The 17,859-nt window shown below is 60.5% G+C and carries 19 protein-coding genes; 9 read left to right on the plus strand and 10 right to left on the minus strand.

Annotated features, from left to right (window positions below):
- The first annotated feature begins 536 nt into the window (after positions 1–536).
- The gene (locus IGB42_RS19485) at positions 537–698 is read left to right on the plus strand and encodes a hypothetical protein (protein ID WP_159674859.1); all 162 of its coding nucleotides are present in this window, start codon (positions 537–539) and stop codon (positions 696–698) included.
- 144 nt (positions 699–842) lie between these two features.
- On the opposite strand, the gene IGB42_RS19490 is transcribed toward IGB42_RS19485, so the two are convergent.
- The 4 genes from IGB42_RS19490 to IGB42_RS19505 form a co-directional block, all read right to left on the minus strand.
- On the minus strand, positions 843–1,307 hold the full coding sequence (locus tag IGB42_RS19490) for a surface-adhesin E family protein (RefSeq protein ID WP_159674861.1): 465 nt from the start codon (positions 1,305–1,307) through the stop codon (positions 843–845).
- Between the two features lie 194 nt (positions 1,308–1,501).
- Entirely contained in the window at positions 1,502–1,774 is a 273-nt protein-coding gene (locus tag IGB42_RS19495; protein ID WP_159674863.1) for a hypothetical protein, read from the minus strand.
- A gap of 322 nt (positions 1,775–2,096) precedes the next feature.
- A complete protein-coding gene (locus IGB42_RS19500; protein ID WP_159674865.1) occupies positions 2,097–3,359 on the minus strand; it encodes a phytanoyl-CoA dioxygenase family protein in 1,263 nt (420 codons plus the stop codon).
- A gap of 152 nt (positions 3,360–3,511) precedes the next feature.
- Positions 3,512–4,426, minus strand: a complete 915-nt coding sequence (locus IGB42_RS19505; RefSeq protein ID WP_201800016.1) for a LysR family transcriptional regulator — start codon at positions 4,424–4,426, stop codon at positions 3,512–3,514.
- 148 nt (positions 4,427–4,574) lie between these two features.
- On the opposite strand from IGB42_RS19505, the gene IGB42_RS19510 reads away from it, so the two are divergent.
- The 4 genes from IGB42_RS19510 to IGB42_RS19525 all read left to right on the plus strand — a co-directional run bounded on the left by IGB42_RS19510 (position 4,575) and on the right by IGB42_RS19525 (position 7,907).
- On the plus strand, positions 4,575–5,477 hold the full coding sequence (locus IGB42_RS19510) for a DMT family transporter (RefSeq protein ID WP_159674867.1): 903 nt from the start codon (positions 4,575–4,577) through the stop codon (positions 5,475–5,477).
- 46 nt (positions 5,478–5,523) lie between these two features.
- Positions 5,524–6,108, plus strand: coding sequence for a hydrolase (locus IGB42_RS19515; protein ID WP_159674869.1), 585 nt, complete (start codon positions 5,524–5,526; stop codon positions 6,106–6,108).
- 72 nt (positions 6,109–6,180) lie between these two features.
- A complete protein-coding gene (locus IGB42_RS19520) occupies positions 6,181–6,642 on the plus strand; it encodes a DUF1456 family protein (protein WP_159674871.1) in 462 nt (153 codons plus the stop codon).
- Between the two features lie 110 nt (positions 6,643–6,752).
- A complete protein-coding gene (locus IGB42_RS19525) occupies positions 6,753–7,907 on the plus strand; it encodes an FAD-dependent monooxygenase (protein ID WP_159674873.1) in 1,155 nt (384 codons plus the stop codon).
- A gap of 48 nt (positions 7,908–7,955) precedes the next feature.
- Here IGB42_RS19525 and IGB42_RS19530 read toward each other — a convergent pair whose 3' ends face one another.
- From IGB42_RS19530 to ada, 4 genes are all read right to left on the minus strand, one after another.
- A complete protein-coding gene (locus IGB42_RS19530; RefSeq protein ID WP_159674875.1) occupies positions 7,956–8,903 on the minus strand; it encodes a rhodanese-related sulfurtransferase in 948 nt (315 codons plus the stop codon).
- A gap of 285 nt (positions 8,904–9,188) precedes the next feature.
- Positions 9,189–9,836, minus strand: a complete 648-nt coding sequence (alkB, locus tag IGB42_RS19535) for a DNA oxidative demethylase AlkB (protein ID WP_159674877.1) — start codon at positions 9,834–9,836, stop codon at positions 9,189–9,191.
- 5 nt (positions 9,837–9,841) lie between these two features.
- A complete protein-coding gene (locus IGB42_RS19540; RefSeq protein WP_159674879.1) occupies positions 9,842–10,570 on the minus strand; it encodes a 2OG-Fe(II) oxygenase in 729 nt (242 codons plus the stop codon).
- Complete coding sequence (gene ada / locus IGB42_RS19545; RefSeq protein WP_159674881.1) at positions 10,567–11,679, minus strand: bifunctional DNA-binding transcriptional regulator/O6-methylguanine-DNA methyltransferase Ada; 1,113 nt, start codon at positions 11,677–11,679, stop codon at positions 10,567–10,569. Before ada ends, IGB42_RS19540 begins: the two co-directional genes overlap by 4 nt.
- Positions 11,680–11,928: 249 nt before the next feature.
- Between ada and IGB42_RS19550 the strand changes: the two genes are divergently transcribed.
- Positions 11,929–12,810, plus strand: a complete 882-nt coding sequence (locus IGB42_RS19550; RefSeq protein ID WP_159674883.1) for a pirin family protein — start codon at positions 11,929–11,931, stop codon at positions 12,808–12,810.
- Between the two features lie 115 nt (positions 12,811–12,925).
- On the opposite strand, the gene acnB is transcribed toward IGB42_RS19550, so the two are convergent.
- The gene (acnB, locus tag IGB42_RS19555) at positions 12,926–15,511 is read right to left on the minus strand and encodes a bifunctional aconitate hydratase 2/2-methylisocitrate dehydratase (RefSeq protein ID WP_159674885.1); all 2,586 of its coding nucleotides are present in this window, start codon (positions 15,509–15,511) and stop codon (positions 12,926–12,928) included.
- A gap of 154 nt (positions 15,512–15,665) precedes the next feature.
- On the opposite strand from acnB, the gene IGB42_RS19560 reads away from it, so the two are divergent.
- From IGB42_RS19560 to IGB42_RS19570, 3 genes are all read left to right on the plus strand, one after another.
- Entirely contained in the window at positions 15,666–16,580 is a 915-nt protein-coding gene (locus IGB42_RS19560) for a transcriptional regulator GcvA (protein WP_159674887.1), read from the plus strand.
- Position 16,581: 1 nt separating this feature from the next.
- On the plus strand, positions 16,582–16,896 hold the full coding sequence (locus IGB42_RS19565; RefSeq protein ID WP_159674889.1) for a GIY-YIG nuclease family protein: 315 nt from the start codon (positions 16,582–16,584) through the stop codon (positions 16,894–16,896).
- Between the two features lie 101 nt (positions 16,897–16,997).
- Positions 16,998–17,381 carry a hypothetical protein gene (locus IGB42_RS19570; RefSeq protein WP_159674891.1) on the plus strand — a complete coding sequence of 128 codons (384 nt, stop codon included), beginning with the start codon at positions 16,998–17,000 and terminating at the stop codon, positions 17,379–17,381.
- Positions 17,382–17,423: 42 nt separating this feature from the next.
- Here the strand turns inward: IGB42_RS19570 and IGB42_RS19575 are convergent.
- A partial coding sequence (locus tag IGB42_RS19575) for a WbuC family cupin fold metalloprotein (RefSeq protein WP_159674893.1) occupies positions 17,424–17,859 on the minus strand: 436 nt, incomplete at its 5' end.

A 17,859-nucleotide genomic window follows, 5' to 3' on the forward strand; every position in this document is an offset into this window, starting at 1 on the left:
TTAATCGCTCCAGGACTTTCGACAACAAGAAAGCTGCAGGCGACTGGGCCACTTTAGTAGAAGCCGAATTGGTCAGCCAAGATGCGGACCAAGAGTCTGGAACGATCCGTGCGAAAAGCATGGCGGTTGCTGATCTGATTGATCGCTTCACCAAGGAATTCGATCGTCCACCCAAGCCATTCGGCGAGACCAAGCGCCGTTGCCTGGAGATCATCAAGGCATCAGACCTCGGCACGGCTGGCCCGCGCAGCTGGATAGCGATGACGTCATTGCATCCAGCGCATCGAGAACGCACGCAAAGCCCCCACCCCATGGCGCGACCCGACTATTCCGTTCCAGCACAGCCGCGAACGACCTGCCGGCATGCTGCACGAAGATGACGCCTCCGCCATGCGCGCCGCTCGCAGCCGCAACAACTGGGGCCACCGCGCCGCCATGCGTTACAAACAATCTAGTGCCGCCGCTGGCCGTTCTGATCGCGCGGTCTTTGAACAACGACGAACCAGCCGGCCTGCGCCGGCAGACAGGCGCAAATCATGAATATGAATACCGTATTCATGTTGCTTGCCCAATTTGATGGCGCTGCCGCTGAGGCAAAGAACCGGGCGGCATGCAACAAACTGCCCTTCCCGCCCGCGCGACGGCCAGAAGGCACTGATGATGGTGCATACGTTGAATCTGGCGCAGCGGATCGATGAGCAACGCAAAGACGCCAACGAAACCAGGGAGCGGCAAAATTCGTTCTGACCCAGTAGCACCCACGCCTGCAAAAGCCCGCCATGAGCGGGCTTTCTTGTTGGCCTGCAGCACCTGCCGCTAGCGCAGCGATGCTACGAAAGATATTACCTGGCTTTTTTGCCAGGCTTTTTAGAACCCGTTTGTGGCTTAGGCTGCGTCAGTTCGCATACGGTCATGAGTACATGTTCACCCAAAGATCCAGGTAGCACGCTTCTCTCCTGATGCCTTGAAGGGCCGGCATCAATCACCCGGCCACCGAGATCGGGCTTTTCATATATGGCGGATTCGTTGTGGGTTACCGTACGTTGCTCACAATCTACCGTTGCCAGCAGCGCGTATGATTCATAGGATTCCGAATCAGCGCCCACCTTGAAAAATTGTGTTTTGGCAAAGTTGATTCTTTGCCAGAATCGCACAATATCTCCTTGGCGTTTGATCGTTTGCAGATCAATAGCAATCGGGTTATTTTGGCCATCAAGGCCAATATCTAGCCAACGATCAGATGCCGCATGCGCAAAAGCGGCACAAATGCACGCGATTGCCATTAATACCTTGAATGAATTTCGCATATCAGTTGCAGTTTATAGTGTTGCCGATGAATGTGCTGACTTCGCCATTGGCCTCGTGATTGGTATTTGCCAATACTACGATGGAATGGTGCCGTCCGAGTATAGGTCGACACTCGGGGCAGGCGCCACAGAAATTGAAAAGGCCCGCTGTCGGAAGCGGGCCTTGATACCGGGAATGAGTGGGCTCAGCGCATTCAGCGCGCCGATACAGCTCCCACTGTAGACTGTCGCTGGCGGCCAACCGGGATTTGCGGCAGGTTCTGCGCTGCTGCCTGGCTGGCATAGGCTGCATGTGCCGGATCGTATTTCGACTCGACCAGCACAAGTGGTTCGCGCCCGGCCACCTCGATGACGCTCAGTGCCAGATATTGCCGGCCACCGTACTTGAAGACCTCACCCGCTTGCGGGATGGTGGGCAAGCTGTGATCGATGTTTGCGTTCGTAAAGGAAATCGTGAAATTCGGCATGTCCACACTCCGGTTTGATCGCAAGTGAAGTCATATTAGCCATGCCTTCTCTACCATGTTGTCATCTGCCGCCGCAGATGCGTGTGGGCAATATCTGTCAATGGATCAACGGACGGCAGTGTCGTGAATGGCAGCGCCCCGACGTATAACCATTACGAAGCGCGATCCGTTTTTCCGGAAAGTACGTTGCCCGCCAGCAATCGTTCAGGCTTGCTCCTGCTGCTCCGGTGGGCAATCGATGCACACTCGGCGAGCTGATCCAGAAAGCGGCTGGGCGGATAATGCGACCAGCCCCAACCAGGCCACAGGCGCCCATTGCCGCTTAACGTGGCTCAGCCAGTTCGTCGCGCGTTACCGCTGTACCATTCAGCCCGGTCGAGTCGTAATACACCACGGCGCCATCGGCAAACGAGTGAATGACGACAGACCTGCGCTCCAGCGATGCATCAATGCGCACCGAGCCTTCATGCAGCAGGTTTTCATGCCAGATCAGCACGGTGCCTTTTTTGGGGCGGTAAACAAACTTCTCGTAGCGCGCAGCGATTTCCGCCCAATTGGCACAAACTTTGTTGCCAAACTCTTTCCAGTCACCCTTGACCTTGGCACAACCGGTATCGTTCAGGTACACGCGCCTTTCCCGGTGGCTGCGTGGATACACAACGAGCTCGCCACTGTCCGCAACCACATCTTGCAGTGCGATCCAGGTGCCGCACATATAGCCTGCCGGGAACGGGGTGAGGTGTATCGTATCCTGGTGGGCATCCTGCTGACTGCCAAATACATACGCCAAGGTCTGGCATGGGCGGGATTGAACCCCAAAGATCAGATCTGCGTAGCGGCGATGACGCTGATCAAGCCAGAGCTTGCGCATGTTGGGATAATGCAGGTGCAAATGCTCAAGGCGCTGGCTTGTTCCCGGCTTGTACCCCTGGTAGCCCTTGGCAACAGCATCGTCGATTTCTGCATTCACCGATGCCACAAGCTCATCGTCCAGCAGGCCTTCAATGGCGACATAACCCTGCTCGACAAAATGGTGCAGATTCCTCGCCTCCAGCGCCGAGATCTGGCCGGTAGCAAGCAGGCCATCGATATGCTGGGCCGCATCGGGCCGATCAAACCACGCAGTGTGCGTGGGATAAGGATATGCCGTTGAATCACAGGGTCCGACAAAGAAAATCGGTGTGCCGTGCTCTTTCAGCAATGCCGCGGTTTCAACTGCCAGCGAGCCCGCATTGTTGATTTGCAGGGTTGTTTCAAGCGTGGACAAGGTGCCATCCGTCTCCTGAAGGCAGAACACGACACGTTGAGCACCATTGGGTAGTAGCAGGAAATGCACGCCGACAGAAACCTGGTCACCCGGCTCAACCGGCCCCAGCTTGATTTCATTGCCTGCGGCATTGGCTGTCTGCGCCATGAGTTGGCTGCCAGCCAGCGCCTCTGCCGCTACTTTTATCTCGATGCGGATAATTCCGCCGAAATCGGCGGGATTCCCTGCAGAAACCAGTGACAAGTGATCAGCGATGCGGGTTTTCACAACGGGTGTTTCTTCCCGGCGCTGACGCATGGATTTGAAAATGGACAGCATGACATCCTCAATGAATTTTCGTGGCGAAGGTACCTGGCTGTAAGGAAATCCCAAAGCACCATACATACATAAAAGAACCCAAGTGTAATTCTGCCCTAATCTGGCACATGCAGCACAGCAAAAGTGCCATTTTCCAACAGCATCTGGAGCCGTCATTCCATCGAAGGCAATGCAATCGCAAGATAATCGATAAACACGCGTAATTTGGTCGCCAGAAAGCGGTTGGGCGGATAGAGCAGCCACGCCATCCCTGCGTAGGGCGTAAGGTGCTGCCAATCGGGCAGTACCTGCACCAGCTCGCCACTGGCCAACACCTGCTGCGCGGTGAACGAAGGCAGGCTGGCGATGCCGAGATCAGCCAATGCGCCCCCCAGGCGCATTTCGCTATGGTTGGATGCATAACGCCCATGCACAGTCACCATGGCGGATTCCGCACCGCGCTTGAAGCGCCAGCGATTGTCCCCCGGCACCTCGCCCAGATACAGGCAGCTGTGCTGCGCCAGGTCTGCCGGGTGTGCGGGCATCCCCTGTGCCGCCAGATAGGCGGGGCTGGCGGCGATCACGTGCTCCACCTGCAACAACGGCCGGCCAGCAAGGCCAGGCGGTGGCTGATCGCTGATGCGGATGACCAGGTCGACACCATCATCGATCGGGTGCACCAGCCGGTCGGTAATCACCATCTGCACATCCACCTGCGGGTACTGGTGCAGGAAAGCCGGCATCAGCGGGTGAACCACGATGCGCCCGAATGCCTTGGGCATGCTGATGCGTATCGCGCCACGTGGCGCCTCCACATGCTTGTCGCTCAGCGACAGCAGCGATCTGGCTGCCGCTTCCATGGCTTGGGCGCGCTCGAATGCTTCAGCCCCTGCTTCGCTCAGGCGCAATGTACGGGTGGTGCGCTCCAGCAGACGGATACCCAGTGCCTTTTCCAGCCTGGCCAGTTGCCGGCTGGCCGCCGATGGTGTGATACCCAGTTGCAGCGCAGCGGCCGAGAAACTGCCCGCCTCCACTACCCGCACGAAAACAGCCATATCGCGCATCAGTCCGATGTGTTCGTTCGACAAGCCATAGCCCTCCTGAAGCAGCAATCTCGATCAGTTTGAGTTGTGGCAATTCATTCCTTAACGGAACAAGTAATTGACCGAACAAACGGATTATCACCCGATAAACCCGGAATGATAATGATGCTTTGCTACCAGGCTATTGATCACCATGACCCGCTACCTCACCCGCCCACCGCTCTGGCTGGCAGACCTGATGCTGCTGGCCGTTGCCATCGTGTGGGGCAGCAGCTACGGCATCACCAAGGAAGCGCTGGCGTTCTACCCGGTGCTGGGTTTTCTGGCTGTACGCTTCGGGCTGACTTTTCTCTTGCTGCTGCCCAGCCTTTACCCGCTGAGCAGAACGGTACGCCGCGCGGCATGGCGGGCAGGCGTGCCGCTGGGCGCGTTGCTGTTGGGTATATTCCTGTGCGAAACCTATGGCGTCAGCCACACGCGTGCTGCGAACGCCGCGTTCCTGATCAGCCTATGCGTGGTGTTCACACCGTTTGCCCAGTGGCTGCTGCTGCGCCAGCGCCCGGACAGGACGGCGTGGCTCGCCACCGGTGTGTCCTTGCTGGGCGCCGCCCTGCTCACCGATGGCGCAAGCATGCACTGGGGCTGGGGCGATGCATTGATGCTGGGCGCAGCCATGCTGCGCGCCATCCTGGTGTGCCTGACCAAGAAATGGCAACACAACGTGCCGGCGTTGCCGCTGACTGCAGTGCAGGCAGCAACCGTGGCAACGGGCTGCCTGATCATCGGTACGCTGATGCTACCGAACGGCTTGCCAGCCTTGCCGCAGGTCAACGCATTCTGGTTGGCCAGTGTTTACCTGGTGCTGCTCTGCACGGTATTTGCGTTCTTTGCCCAGAACTACGCGCTGCGCCGCCAAAGCCCCACGCGTGTTGCATTGCTGATGGGCAGCGAGCCGGTGTTTGGCGCATTATTCGCAGTGGTGTGGCTGGGCGAGCAACTGACGCCCGTCGCCTGGCTGGGTGGGCTGCTGATTGTGGCCGCTTCGCTATGGGCGATACTGCCAGCGCGCACGCCGAAGTTGCAGCTCGCGGGCTAGCTGCCCTCCCCCATGCCGTGCCCGACAACCCGCCCCGGAGGGATGCATGCTTGAACTTGATCTGAAAACAACCGCGCTGGTATTGATCGATCTGCAAAAGGGCATTCTGCCGGTTGCGCAGGTACACCCGGCCAGCCAGTTGCTGCAACATGCGGCGGCGTTGTCCGTGCGTTTCCGTGCTGCTGGTGCTCCGGTGGTCAGGGTACGCGTGGGCTGGTCCGCCGATGCAGGCGATGTGCTCGGGCAGGCAGTCGACCAGCCGCCAGCGATGCCACCCGGCGGCTTGCCGGCAAACTGGCTGGATTTCCCCGATGATTTGCCCACAGCCCCCACGGATATCCTTATCACCAAGCGCCAGTGGAACGCCTTTTTCGGCACGGAGCTTGATCTGCAACTGCGCCGGCGCGGCATAGCAACCCTCGTGCTGGCCGGCATTGCCACGCACGTGGGCGTGGAGGGCACCGCCCGCGCCGGTTGGGAACTCGGCTATGCACTGGTGTTTGCCGAAGATGCCATCAGTGCGCAGCACGAAGTACAACACCGTTTTTCATTCGAACACATCCTGCCCAGGCTGGGCCGGGTGCATGATACCGCCACCATACTGGCCGCATTGACGGCCGGCGCCGGCTGAGATTGCCCGCACGGGGGTATCCGGGCATCTGTACAATAGATGCCCGCACTCCCAGAAACAGAGCAAACCGCAATGATCAACAACGATATCCTGCGCAGCGTGCGCTACATGCTGGACCTGAGCGACGTGAAGCTGGTCGAGATCATCGCGCTGGCTGGCCGCACGCTCGCCAAGGAAGAAGTGCAGTCCTGCCTCAAGCGTGAGGAAGAAGATGGTTTTGCAGAGTGCAGCGATGAAGTCCTCGCCTACTTTCTGGATGGCCTGGTGATCTTCAAGCGCGGCAAGGACGAAAGCCGCCAAGCGCCGGAAGTAACCTGGCCGGTATCGAACAACACCGTGCTGAAGAAGCTGCGCGTGGCATTCGAGCTGAAAGAGGACGATCTGCACGGCATCATGACTGCCGCTGGCTTTGAAGTTTCCAAGCCCGAACTCAGTGCGCTGTTCCGCAAGGAAGGTCACAAGAACTACCGCGGTTGCGGTGACCAGTTCCTGCGTAACTTCCTCAAGGGCCTGACGCTGCGTATCCGCCCCTGAGCCGCGCATTGTCGCTCGAGATAAACACCGCTTGCCATTGCCGCTGCTGGACGTAATCCGCTGCAGGCAAGCCGTTTCAGCGATGCAGGAGCAAACCGCCTGGAGGCCGGATGAAGATCGCGATATTGGGTGGTGGCGTTGCAGGCATCAGCACTGCGATTGCGCTCAAGCTCAAGGGTTTCGAAGTCAGCGTATATGAGCGGCACGCTGGCGAAACCGGCATCGGTGCAGGCATCGTCATCTGGCCCAATGCGGCCTTCGTAGTGGATCAGCTGGGTGTGCTGGACGCAATGAAAGCGGTATCCGGCTACCCCGCACGCATGCAAAGGCTGTCAAGCAGCGGCGAAGACCTGGGTGCAATTGATATCACTGTAATCAATCGGCAAATGGGCTACCCCAGCCTTTCCATCCTGCGTAGCGACTTTCAGCGTATTTTACTGGACCGGCTGATCAATCTGGGCATCACGGTGCAGTATGGCCATGCAGTGCAGCACATCGCCGATGGGCTAGTCACCATGCAGAATGGCCTGCAAATCAGTGCGGATGTACTGATCGGCGCGGATGGACGCATGGCTTCCGTTGCGCGGCGCTATATCCATGGCAACAATACGCCGGTTTACCAGGGGTTCATCAACTGGATCGGCGTTTATCAATCCAGCCGGCCCATTTTTCCAGAATTGGCAATCCGCGATTACTGGGGCATGGGCGAGCGCTTTGGCATCGTGCCGGTATCAGCCAGCAGCGCTTACTGGGCGGGCGCGATTGCCAGCGAAGGAATCGGTGAGCGTAATCCTGCCGTTTATAAAACCGAGCTGCAGCAGCATTTCGGAAGTTGGCCTGCCCCCATCGCCGAAGTGATTGCTGGTAGCGACAGCGCGCGCATCAACAAGATCTACGTGCACGATCACGATCCTGCCGTGCTATGGCACAAAGACCGGCTGATCATGATCGGAGATGCCGCGCATGCATCGCTGCCCACCTCGGGGCAAGGCGCTTGCCAGGCACTGGAAGATGCCTGGCACCTGGCAAACTGCCTGGCCGCGGGAGCCGATGATCTGACCGGCGCATACACCCGCTTTACCGCCATGCGGCTGGCAAAAACAGCCGGGATCACCATGGCGGGCCGCGGTCTGGCACGTTCGCTGTTCAATACCGATCCGGTGCAGTGCCAGGCCAGGAACCTTGCCAGCAAGGCAAGCGATTTTGCTGCAATTGCGGCGGCCATGGCACGGGGCTGGTCCCAACAACTGCCATTGCCCGCCTGATTTTACTCAGCACGAAGCCCGCCGGTATCGGGCCTGGCAGGCCAATAATTATTTGGCAAGATCGCGCGGATCACGCCCCAGCGGGATAGGCTGATTGCGTGCCTTGGCGAGGTCGATCTGCTTCTGCCGTTCGCGCGCGCCAGCGCGGGTTTTCTCGCTCAGCGTGTTCCAGCAATGCGGGCAGCTGATGCCGGCCACGTAGTGCGGTGACTGGCGGTCTTCCACCGATACCGGTTCACGGCAGGCGTGGCAAAGGTCGAAATCGCCTTCGGACAAATCGTGCCGTACCGTCACGCGGTTATCGAACACGAAGCAGTCGCCTTCCCACTGCGTTTCTTCCTGCGGCACGGTTTCCAGGTATTTGAGGATGCCACCCTTCAGGTGGTACACCTCCTCGAAGCCGGCCCCCAGCATATAGCTCGATGCCTTTTCACAACGGATGCCGCCGGTGCAGAACATGGCCACTTTCTTGTGCTTGGCCGGGTCGAAGTTTTGCTGCACGAACTCCGGAAACTCGCGAAAGCTTTCGGTTTTCGGATCGATGGCGCCCTTGAAGGTACCGATCGCCACTTCGTAATCGTTGCGGGTATCGATCAGCAGCACTTCCGGGTCACTGATCAGCGCGTTCCAGTCCTGCGGCTCGACATAGGTGCCGACCTTGATGTTGGGATCCACCCCGTCTACGCCCATGGTCACGATCTCTTTCTTGAGCTTGACCTTGGTACGGTAGAACGGCTGCTCGTCGCAGTACGATTCCTTGTGATCCAGATCGATGAAGCGCGCATCGCGCTTGATCCACGCCAGCAGCCCGTCGATGGCTTCGCGCGTGCCAGATACAGTGCCGTTGATACCCTCGGCAGCCAGCAGCAGTGTACCTTTGACGTCATGATCGACCATGCACTGCTGCAGTGGCTCGCGCAGTTCGGCGTAATCATCGAGCGTGACGAATTTGTACAGCGCCGCCACCACGATGGGCGGGGTTGTGGATACGGACATGCAATTCTCCTGGTGGTCGCCCTCGCAAAGGGCGGACCGGGGTTTGATACTGCCGGCATCTTGCCGGGCTGATGATTCATATGCCGGCATTTCGCCGGAATGCTGATTCAAATACCGGCGTTGCCGGGCTGATTGATTCATATGCCGGCGTTGCCGGGCTGATTGATTCATATGCCGGCGTTGCCGGCAAGGGCGGGATTTTACCGCAGTCCATGCGTAACGCCACTGCCAGCCGTCACCGCGATCCCTCGCCCGGATAATCAAACCTGGCGGACAAACCCGCGCTCAGTAGACCTTGCGGAATGTCATGTTGATGCGGCACTCGCCCAAGAGCGGATGCAGGCCGGGTTTCAGCGGCAGCACGCCGTGATAGCGCAGCCTGGCCGGCCCGCCCCATACCACCACATCGCCGTGGGCCAGCGGTACGCGCTGCGTTTTGTCGCTGCGCTCGTTTCCACCAAACTGGAACACCGCCGGCAGGCCCAGCGAGATCGATACCACCGGCTGGCTGAAATCGCGCTCATTCTTGTCCTGGTGCAAGGTCATGCGCGCGCCCGGTTCATATCGGTTGATCAGGCAGGCATCCGGTAGGAAACCGGCAAAGCCCGCTTCTGCAGCGGCCTGCTGCGCCAACGCGGCAAAGCCAGCCGGCATGGGCGGCCATGGCTGGCCGCTGAGCGGATCATGCGCCTGGTAGCGGTAACCATGCCGGTCGCTCACCCAGCCGGCATGACCGCATCCGGTCAGCGCAACCGACATGCGAAAGCCGCCCGGTGTATGCATATGCCGGAATGGCGCAGCGGCAGCCACCCGGTTCACACCAGCAAGCAACAGCGGTACATGCGGCAGCGCAAAACCGCGCAGCACCATGGCACCGGGCTCCAGCGCTTCGCGCCAATCAGGCACATCATCGGGGAACAGGTCGTCCATCATGCTGCTTATGCCGCATCGTGAAAAATGATACCCAGCGTATGGCGCTGCCCTGCCCGCACACGGCTGACACCGTGGCGCATGTTTACCCGGTATGCGCCGCGCACACCTTGCACCGGGCGTTGGTGCACGGCAAAGATCACCGCATCGCCCTGCCGCAGCGGCACCACCTGCGGGCGTGACTGCATGCGCGGACGCTGCTCGGTCAGCACGAACTCACCGCCGTCGAAATCTTGCCCCGGTTCGGCCAGCAAGATCGCCACCTGCAGCGGAAACACCTGTTCGCCATACAGGTCCTGATGCAGGCAGTTGTAATCCCCCGGCGCATACTGCAGCAGCAACGGTGTGGGCCGCAGTTGCCCTGCCGCATGACAGCGGGCGATGAAATCCGCATGCAAGGCCGGATAGCTGAGCGCGATGCCCATGATCTGGTTCCAGCGGTTGGCAACCGGCACCAGGTGCGGGTACAGCGTCCTGCGCAAATCCCCGATCAGCGCAGGCAGCGGGTAGCTGAAGTATTTGTATTCGCCACGACCAAAACCATGCCGCTCCATCACCACGCGGCTGCGGAAGATGTGCTCATTGCCATAGCTGGCCGCAATGGCCCGGCACTGTCCGGTACTCAGCAGGCCAGGCACCAGCACCCAGCCCTGTTCATCCAGATCTGTTTCGATACGTGCCCAGTCCAGCATGGCAAGCTGGCCGGTTGTATCCGGCAATACGGCGTGCGCGTTCATGATTGCTGTTCCAGCGCCAGCTCGATATCGAGCAACGCGCGTTTGCGCTCCACGCCCCAGCGGTAGCCGGAGATTGCCCCATCGCTGCGCACCACGCGGTGGCACGGAATGGCCACCGCCAGCGCATTGGCCGCGCATGCGCCGGCGACAGCGCGCACCGCCTTGGGCGCGCCGATACGATTGGCAATCTCAGCATAGCTGGCGGTTTCCCCGGCTGGAATATCGCGCAACGCCTGCCACACCCGTTGCTGGAACGCGGTGCCGCGCACATCCAGCGGCAGGTCCAGCCCCTTGGCAGGTGCTTCCACAAAGCCCACCACTTGCGCCACCAGTTGTGCAAACGCCGGGTCGTCACCGATCAGCATTGCTTGCGGAAAGCGATCCTGCAGGTCGCGCGCCAGCGTATCCGGGTCATCACCCAGCAGGATGGCGCAAATGCCGCGCTGGCTTTGTGCCACCAGAATGGCGCCCAGCGTGCACTGGCCGATGGCAAAGCGGATTTCGGCATTGGCACCGCCCGCCTGGTAATTGCGCGGTGTCATGCCCAGCACCGCATCGGATTCGGCATAGAAGCGGGTATTGGATTGGTAACCGGCATCGTACAGTGCATCCGTTACCGCCACACCGCGTGCCAGCTCCTTGCGCACCCGCTCGGCACGGTGCGCAGTGCCATAGGCTTTGGGCGTGAGGCCCGTCAACGATTTGAAAATGCGATGGAAGTGAAATGCGCTGATGCCCACCTGCGCCGCCAGTTCTTCAAGCTGCGGCAGCACTTCAGCGGTTTCGATGATGCGGCAGGCTGCCGTCACCTTGGCTGCGTATTGCTCCTGCAGCGAGGGCTGATCCGGCTTGCAGCGCTTGCATGGCCGGAAGCCCGCGCGCTCGGCGTCTTCCCGTGTGGCATGAAAGGCCACGTTTTCCGGCCGGGCCAGCCGGGCCGCGCACGATGGCCGGCAGTACACGCCGGTGGTCTTCACCGAGAAATAGAACGTGCCGTCCACGCTGCGGTCACGCGCTTGCACCGCCGCCCAGCGCGGATCGGATTCGGTTGCCGCTGCCTGCGCGGCCTTGCTGGCAGCGGGTGCTGCCGGGGTTGCCAGCCTGTTCATGTCACGCTCCTCGTTCAGATATTGAACGTGAATTTATTCCCATGCCAGCCCCTGTGCACTCCGCGGCTTGCTTTCAAATTCGCGGCCATCATTCTTTGGTATTTGGCACCGTACAGTGGTCATCCAGGTCAGCATTTCGTTCCACCAATGGAACGGTCATGGCCATTTATGCCTGCTATTCAATGCATGCTCTCACCCGTATTATCAATGCCATGACAACGGCCCCCGGGCCACAACAGGAGCACAGACATGAAAAAGAGTCTTGGCGTTTTCAGCAATCCCAACCGGCACTGGGTGGGTGATGGCTTTCCGGTGCGTTCGCTGTTTTCCTATAGCGACCGCACCGATGTGCTCAGCCCCTTCCTGCTGCTGGACTACGCCGGCCCGGCCGAGTTCAGCCCCACCACGCAACGGCGTGGCGTCGGCCAGCACCCGCACCGTGGCTTTGAAACGGTCACCATCGTCTACCAAGGCGAAGTGGAGCACCGTGATTCCACCGGCAGCGGTGGCCTGATCGGCCCGGGCGACGTGCAATGGATGACGGCAGCAGGCGGCATCCTGCACGAAGAGTTCCACTCGGCGGCATTTGCAGAAAAAGGCGGTGCGCTGGAAATGGTGCAGCTGTGGGTGAACCTGCCCGGCAAGAACAAGATGGCCGCGCCGCGCTACCAGACGCTGCTGAACGCGGATATTCCGGTGGTGGCGCTGGCGGATGACGCCGGTATTGCCCGGGTGATTGCCGGCACCATCAACGGCGATACCGGCAATGGCAGTACGGGCCCGGCGCAGACGTTTTCGCCCATCAATGTGTGGGATTTGCGCCTGAATGCGGGCAAGAGCGCGCGCTTGCAAGTGCCGGATGGCCATACCGCAATGGTGATCGTGCTGCGCGGCACGGTGCAGGTAAACGTTGCCGATATCGCACGGGAAGCGCAGATGGTATTGCTGGAGCAGGCAGGCAGCGACATCGTGCTGGAAGCGAACAACGACGCCAGCGTACTGTTGCTCAGTGGCGAGCCGCTGAATGAACCTGTGGTGGGTTACGGGCCATTCGTGATGACCAGCGAAGCGGAAATCCGCCAGGCCATTGTCGACTTCAACAGCGGCAAGTTTGGCGAACTGCTGCACTGAGTAGCTCGGCCGACTTGATGGCCGCATTGCAGCAATGAAAACAGCCCATCGTTTGCACGGTGGGCTGTTTCATGTGGCGAACCGGATTCCGGGGTATGGAATCAGGCCATCACCCTCAAACGGTGGCCCTGTCGGCCTCGTTCTGATATTGCTCGATCTCGTTGAAGTTCAGGTAGCGATACACTTCCTTCGACTTCGCATCCAGCACGCCCACGTCCGCCATGTATTCGGCGACAGTCGGGATACGGCCCAGGCGTGATGCAATTGCCGCCAGTTCCGCCGAGCTCAGGTATACATTGCTGTTCTTGCCCAGGCGGTTCGGGAAGTTACGCGTGGAGGTCGAAACCACCGTGGCGCCTTCACGCACCTGCGCCTGGTTACCCATGCACAGCGAGCAACCCGGCATTTCGGTACGCGCACCGGCTGCGCCGAAGGTACCGTAGTAGCCTTCTTCGGTCAGTTGCTGGGCATCCATCTTGGTCGGCGGGGCAATCCACAGCTTCACCGGGATATCGCGCTTGCCTTCCAGCAGCTTGCCAGCGGCGCGGAAGTGGCCGATGTTGGTCATGCACGAACCGATGAACACTTCGTCGATCTTGGTGCCAGCCACTTCGGAGAGAATTTTCACGTCGTCCGGGTCGTTCGGGCATGCCAGGATCGGCTCTTTCACGTCGGCCAGATCGATTTCGATGATTGCTGCGTACTCCGCATCGGCATCCGGTTCCAGCAGTTGTGGGTTGGCCAGCCATGCTTCCATGCTCTTCACGCGGCGCGCCAGTGTCTTGGCATCGCCATAGCCGTTGGTAATCATGGACTTGAGCAGCACGATGTTCGAATTGAGGTATTCGATGATCGGCGCCTTGTCGAGGCGCACCGAGCAACCGGCAGCCGAACGCTCTGCGGAGGCATCGGTCAGTTCAAACGCTTGCTCGACCTTCAGGTTGGGCAGGCCTTCGATTTCCAGGATACGGCCGGAGAAGATGTTCTTCTTGCCAGCCTTGGCCACGGTCAGCATGCCCGCCTTGATTGCATACAGCGGAATGGCGTTCACCAGATCACGCAGCGTGATGCCCGGTTGCAGCTCACCCTTGAAGCGCACCAGTACCGATTCCGGCATATCCAGCGGCATCACGCCGGTGGCGGCACCGAAGGCCACCAGGCCGGAGCCGGCCGGGAACGAGATACCGATCGGGAAGCGGGTGTGGCTGTCGCCACCGGTACCGACGGTATCGGGCAGCAGCATGCGGTTGAGCCAGCTGTGGATCACGCCGTCGCCCGGGCGCAGCGATACGCCGCCCCGGTTGCGGATGAATTCCGGCAGCTCGTGGTGGGTTTTCACGTCCACCGGCTTCGGGTAGGCAGCAGTGTGGCAGAACGATTGCATCACGAGATCGGCAGAGAAACCCAGGCAAGCCAGGTCTTTCAGCTCGTCGCGCGTCATCGGGCCGGTGGTGTCTTGCGAGCCGACCGAGGTCATGCGTGGTTCGCAATACGTGCCAGGGCGCACGCCCTGGCCTTCCGGCAAGCCCACGGCGCGGCCAACCATCTTCTGCGCCTGGGTGAAGCCCTTGGTCGAGGCCACTGGCGGCGTAGGCAGGCGGAACAGCGTGGACGCGGGCAGGCCCAGCGATTCACGTGCCTTGGCAGTCAGGCCACGGCCGATGATCAGGTTGATACGGCCACCGGCGCGCACTTCGTCGAACAGCACGTCCGACTTCACCTTGAATTCGGCAACGGTTTCACCGTTCTTGATCACTTTGCCTTCGTACGGGCGCAGTTCGATCACATCGCCCATATCGAGCTTCGATACATCCACTTCGATCGGCAGCGCGCCGGAGTCTTCCTGGGTGTTGAAGAAGATCGGGGCAATCTTGCCGCCCAGGCAGTAACCGCCAAAGCGCTTGTTCGGCACGAACGGAATGTCGTCACCGGTCCACCACAGCACCGAGTTGGTTGCCGACTTGCGCGACGAACCGGTACCTACCACATCGCCTACGTAGGCGATCAGGTTGCCCTTCTTGGCGAGGTCTTCGATGAACTGGATCGGGCCACGCTTGCCGTCTTCTTCCGGCGTGATGCCCGGGCGGGCGTTTTTCAGCATCGCCAGTGCATGCAGCGGGATATCCGGACGCGACCACGCATCTGGCGCGGGTGACAAGTCATCGGTATTGGTTTCGCCAGTGACCTTGAACACCGTCAGCGTGACCGATTGCGGTACTTCCGGACGGCTGGTGAACCACTCGGCATTCGCCCACGATTCGATCACGCCCTTGGCGTTGGCATTGCCGGCATCCGCGAGGTCTTTTACATCATGGAAGTAATCGAACATCAGCAGGGTTTTCTTCAAGCCTTCGGCAGCGGCAACGCCGACTTCGGCATCGCCCAGCAAATCGATCATCGGCTTGATGTTGAAACCACCCAGCATGGTAGCCAGCAACTGCACCGCAGTGGTACGGCTGATCAGGCTACAGGTATCCTTGCCTGCGGCTACGGCGGCGAGGAAAGCGGCCTTGACCTTGGCGGCATCATCCACACCCGGCGGAACGCGGTGGGTGATGAGATCGACCAGGAATGCTTCTTCACCGACCGGCGGGTTTTGCAGCAAGATGACGAGTTCGGAAACCTGCTGCGCAGTCAGCGGCAGCGGCGGAATGCCCAGCGCGGCGCGCTCGGCAACATGCTGGCGATAAGCTTCTAACATGATGACCTTCTGAATAGGGTTTGAGAGGCACGGAGCCCGAGTCGCGGCAGCGGCACCATCGCGGTGCGGCTACCTTCCGGACTGGAGAATACGCGCATCCTACAAGGCATTCAAACGAGTAATTGCGACACCCGCTGTGAGTTATACTCACACCATGAGCCAAACCCTGCCACCACTCAACGCCTTGCGCGCATTCGAGTCTGCCGCCCGTCTGGAAAGCTTTTCCGCTGCGGCAAACGAGCTGTTTGTCACGCACGGTGCTGTGAGCAAACAGATTAAGCAGCTGGAAGAGTGGCTGGGGGTGCAATTGTTTGACCGTACCGGGGGCCGGGTCAAACTGACCGATACCGGCTGGCGCTACCTGGTGCAGGTGCAGGATGGCTTCGATCTGATTGCCAACGCCACCGCGCAACTGAAAGAACCCACGCGCCAGCGCCGGCTGGTCATCAATTCCACGCCCACGCTGGCCATGCACTGGCTGTTGCCGCACCTGAGCGAATTCCAGCAGCAGTACCCGGATATCGAGCTGCGGCTGATGACATCGGACCGTGATATCGGCCGGCTGGATGCACCGTTCGATATCGCCATCCGTCGCGGCCCGGGCGATTGGCCTGGCTTCATTGCCAAGCCGTTCCTGGAAGAACGCGAACTGCCCTTGTGCAGCCCGGCACTGCTGGCGCGCCTGCCACTGGAACGCCCGGCGGATCTTGCCCGGCACACGTTGCTGTATGCCGATACACGCCCGGCCGCATGGCAGCGCTGGCTGACGCTGGCTGGCGTGCCCGAGCTCAAGCCCGCAGCCGTGCAGCAGTTCGACCATTTCTACCTGGCATTGCAGGCGGCGATGGATGGCCTGGGCGTCACGCTGGGGCCGTTGCCGATGATGCAAGGCGAGATCGACGCCGGCCGGCTGATTGCGCCGCTGTCGGGCCCCGTTGTGCCGGTGCGCGGCTATTGCTGGGTCGTGCCGCGGCTGGCGATGGACGACCCGGCCATCGGCGCATTCTGCCAGTGGCTGGAAAGCGTGGCCGCGCGCCTCAATGGCCCCGGCCTGCGCATCGGCATCTAGCATGGCCTGGTATGTATACCTGCTGGAATGCCGCGATGGCAGCATCTACACCGGTGTAGCCGTCGATGTGGCCAAGCGCTTTGCGCTGCACCTTGCCGGCAAGGGCGCCCGCTATACGCGGGCGCGGCCACCCCGGCGCTTGCTGATGGTGATCGAATACCCGGATCGCTCTGCAGCACTCAAGGCGGAATACGCAATCAAGCAACTGCCGGCCGCCAGCAAGCGGGCCTTGACCAGCCAGCACACGCTGCCAGATGCGCTACTTCATCTGGCAGCGCTTCATCCGGCAGGTGAAATCCAGCAGGCAAACACCTGATTCAATGGCAATTATTGCCAGGAATCGTGGCAACCGTGCACTGCAGCACCTTGTAGAGACAGGCATCCTGTAGGCATCCCCATCCGCTACAGGAGGCGGAGATGCTGAACCCGGCTCTGGTTGTCACCCCCAGCGCACTGTTTACGCAGCGCTTGGCCGGCAATACGGTAAAACGCAAAACCGATGTGCGAGCCAGCAGCAGCGCCACCGATGCGCCTGATTTGCACGCGGCGGTGTACGAGCCGGTGCGTGCTCCGGCGGACGAATTTGCGCCCGCCCGCAGCCGGCAGGAGCAACACGCACCGCAGGAGGAAATGCTGTCATGGGATAACGCCAGCACGCAGTTGTTTGTGCGCTGGCAGCAACTGGCCAGCCAACTGCGCGATGACCGGGCCTTCAATGCCGACAATGTTGTCGACCTGAGCGCTTACCAAGCCAGCCCGGCAACAGGAACGATAGAAACGGTCTTGAAAACCGCCGCCTAGCAGCGGGCGGCGCCCACCCGATTCATGCCGGCGCGCGCTTCGTCACCTGTCCAGGCTGAAGGAAGTGCCAGGCTGTGCCTGCGCATACCAGGCGATCAGATCCGCCATGCCGGCTTCTCCCTCCGCAGGTGACCAGGCGGCAAAGTCTTGCGGCGCAATCGGCTGATACGGCCCGTGCTTCACTTCGAATATCACCCCGCCGTCATCCAGTGACAGCACTGCATGCCACTCACCAGCCAGCGTTTCCAGCACCTTGCAGTCTTCCCCCAACACCGCGCGGCGCGTTACGACGCCTGCCTCGTTGAAATGCAGCACCACGAAGCGGCCCGATAACGGGTGGAGCAGCTCGAAGGTATGCGGATGACGATGCGGCCGCACATAGGTGCTCGGCTGCATGGCAATGGCAAGGCGCTGGATGGGGTCATCCAGCTGCGGATGGAAATTGTGATTGGCACGCAGGCGCGGGGAACTGCGAGCG

Origin of the sequence: Andreprevotia sp. IGB-42, from assembly GCF_009848685.1 — a bacterium.
Lineage (GTDB): Bacteria > Pseudomonadota > Gammaproteobacteria > Burkholderiales > Chitinibacteraceae > Andreprevotia.

Bases quoted from the DNA above. Each gene is read 5' to 3' on its own strand.
- IGB42_RS19520 (WP_159674871.1), top strand. From the start codon at position 6,181: ATGATCAACAACGATATCCTGCGCAGCGTGCGCTACATGCTGGACCTG.
- IGB42_RS19560 (WP_159674887.1), top strand. From the start codon at position 15,666: ATGAGCCAAACCCTGCCACCACTCAACGCCTTGCGCGCATTCGAGTCT.
- IGB42_RS19540 (WP_159674879.1), bottom strand. From the start codon at position 10,570: ATGAACGCGCACGCCGTATTGCCGGATACAACCGGCCAGCTTGCCATG.
- IGB42_RS19510 (WP_159674867.1), top strand. From the start codon at position 4,575: ATGACCCGCTACCTCACCCGCCCACCGCTCTGGCTGGCAGACCTGATG.
- IGB42_RS19495 (WP_159674863.1), bottom strand. From the start codon at position 1,774: ATGCCGAATTTCACGATTTCCTTTACGAACGCAAACATCGATCACAGC.
- IGB42_RS19570 (WP_159674891.1), top strand. From the start codon at position 16,998: ATGCTGAACCCGGCTCTGGTTGTCACCCCCAGCGCACTGTTTACGCAG.
- IGB42_RS19490 (WP_159674861.1), bottom strand. From the start codon at position 1,307: ATGCGAAATTCATTCAAGGTATTAATGGCAATCGCGTGCATTTGTGCC.
- ada (WP_159674881.1), bottom strand. From the start codon at position 11,679: ATGAACAGGCTGGCAACCCCGGCAGCACCCGCTGCCAGCAAGGCCGCG.
- IGB42_RS19525 (WP_159674873.1), top strand. From the start codon at position 6,753: ATGAAGATCGCGATATTGGGTGGTGGCGTTGCAGGCATCAGCACTGCG.
- IGB42_RS19500 (WP_159674865.1), bottom strand. From the start codon at position 3,359: ATGCTGTCCATTTTCAAATCCATGCGTCAGCGCCGGGAAGAAACACCC.
- IGB42_RS19485 (WP_159674859.1), top strand. From the start codon at position 537: ATGAATATGAATACCGTATTCATGTTGCTTGCCCAATTTGATGGCGCT.
- IGB42_RS19515 (WP_159674869.1), top strand. From the start codon at position 5,524: ATGCTTGAACTTGATCTGAAAACAACCGCGCTGGTATTGATCGATCTG.
- IGB42_RS19565 (WP_159674889.1), top strand. From the start codon at position 16,582: ATGGCCTGGTATGTATACCTGCTGGAATGCCGCGATGGCAGCATCTAC.
- IGB42_RS19550 (WP_159674883.1), top strand. From the start codon at position 11,929: ATGAAAAAGAGTCTTGGCGTTTTCAGCAATCCCAACCGGCACTGGGTG.
- alkB (WP_159674877.1), bottom strand. From the start codon at position 9,836: ATGATGGACGACCTGTTCCCCGATGATGTGCCTGATTGGCGCGAAGCG.
- IGB42_RS19530 (WP_159674875.1), bottom strand. From the start codon at position 8,903: ATGTCCGTATCCACAACCCCGCCCATCGTGGTGGCGGCGCTGTACAAA.
- acnB (WP_159674885.1), bottom strand. From the start codon at position 15,511: ATGTTAGAAGCTTATCGCCAGCATGTTGCCGAGCGCGCCGCGCTGGGC.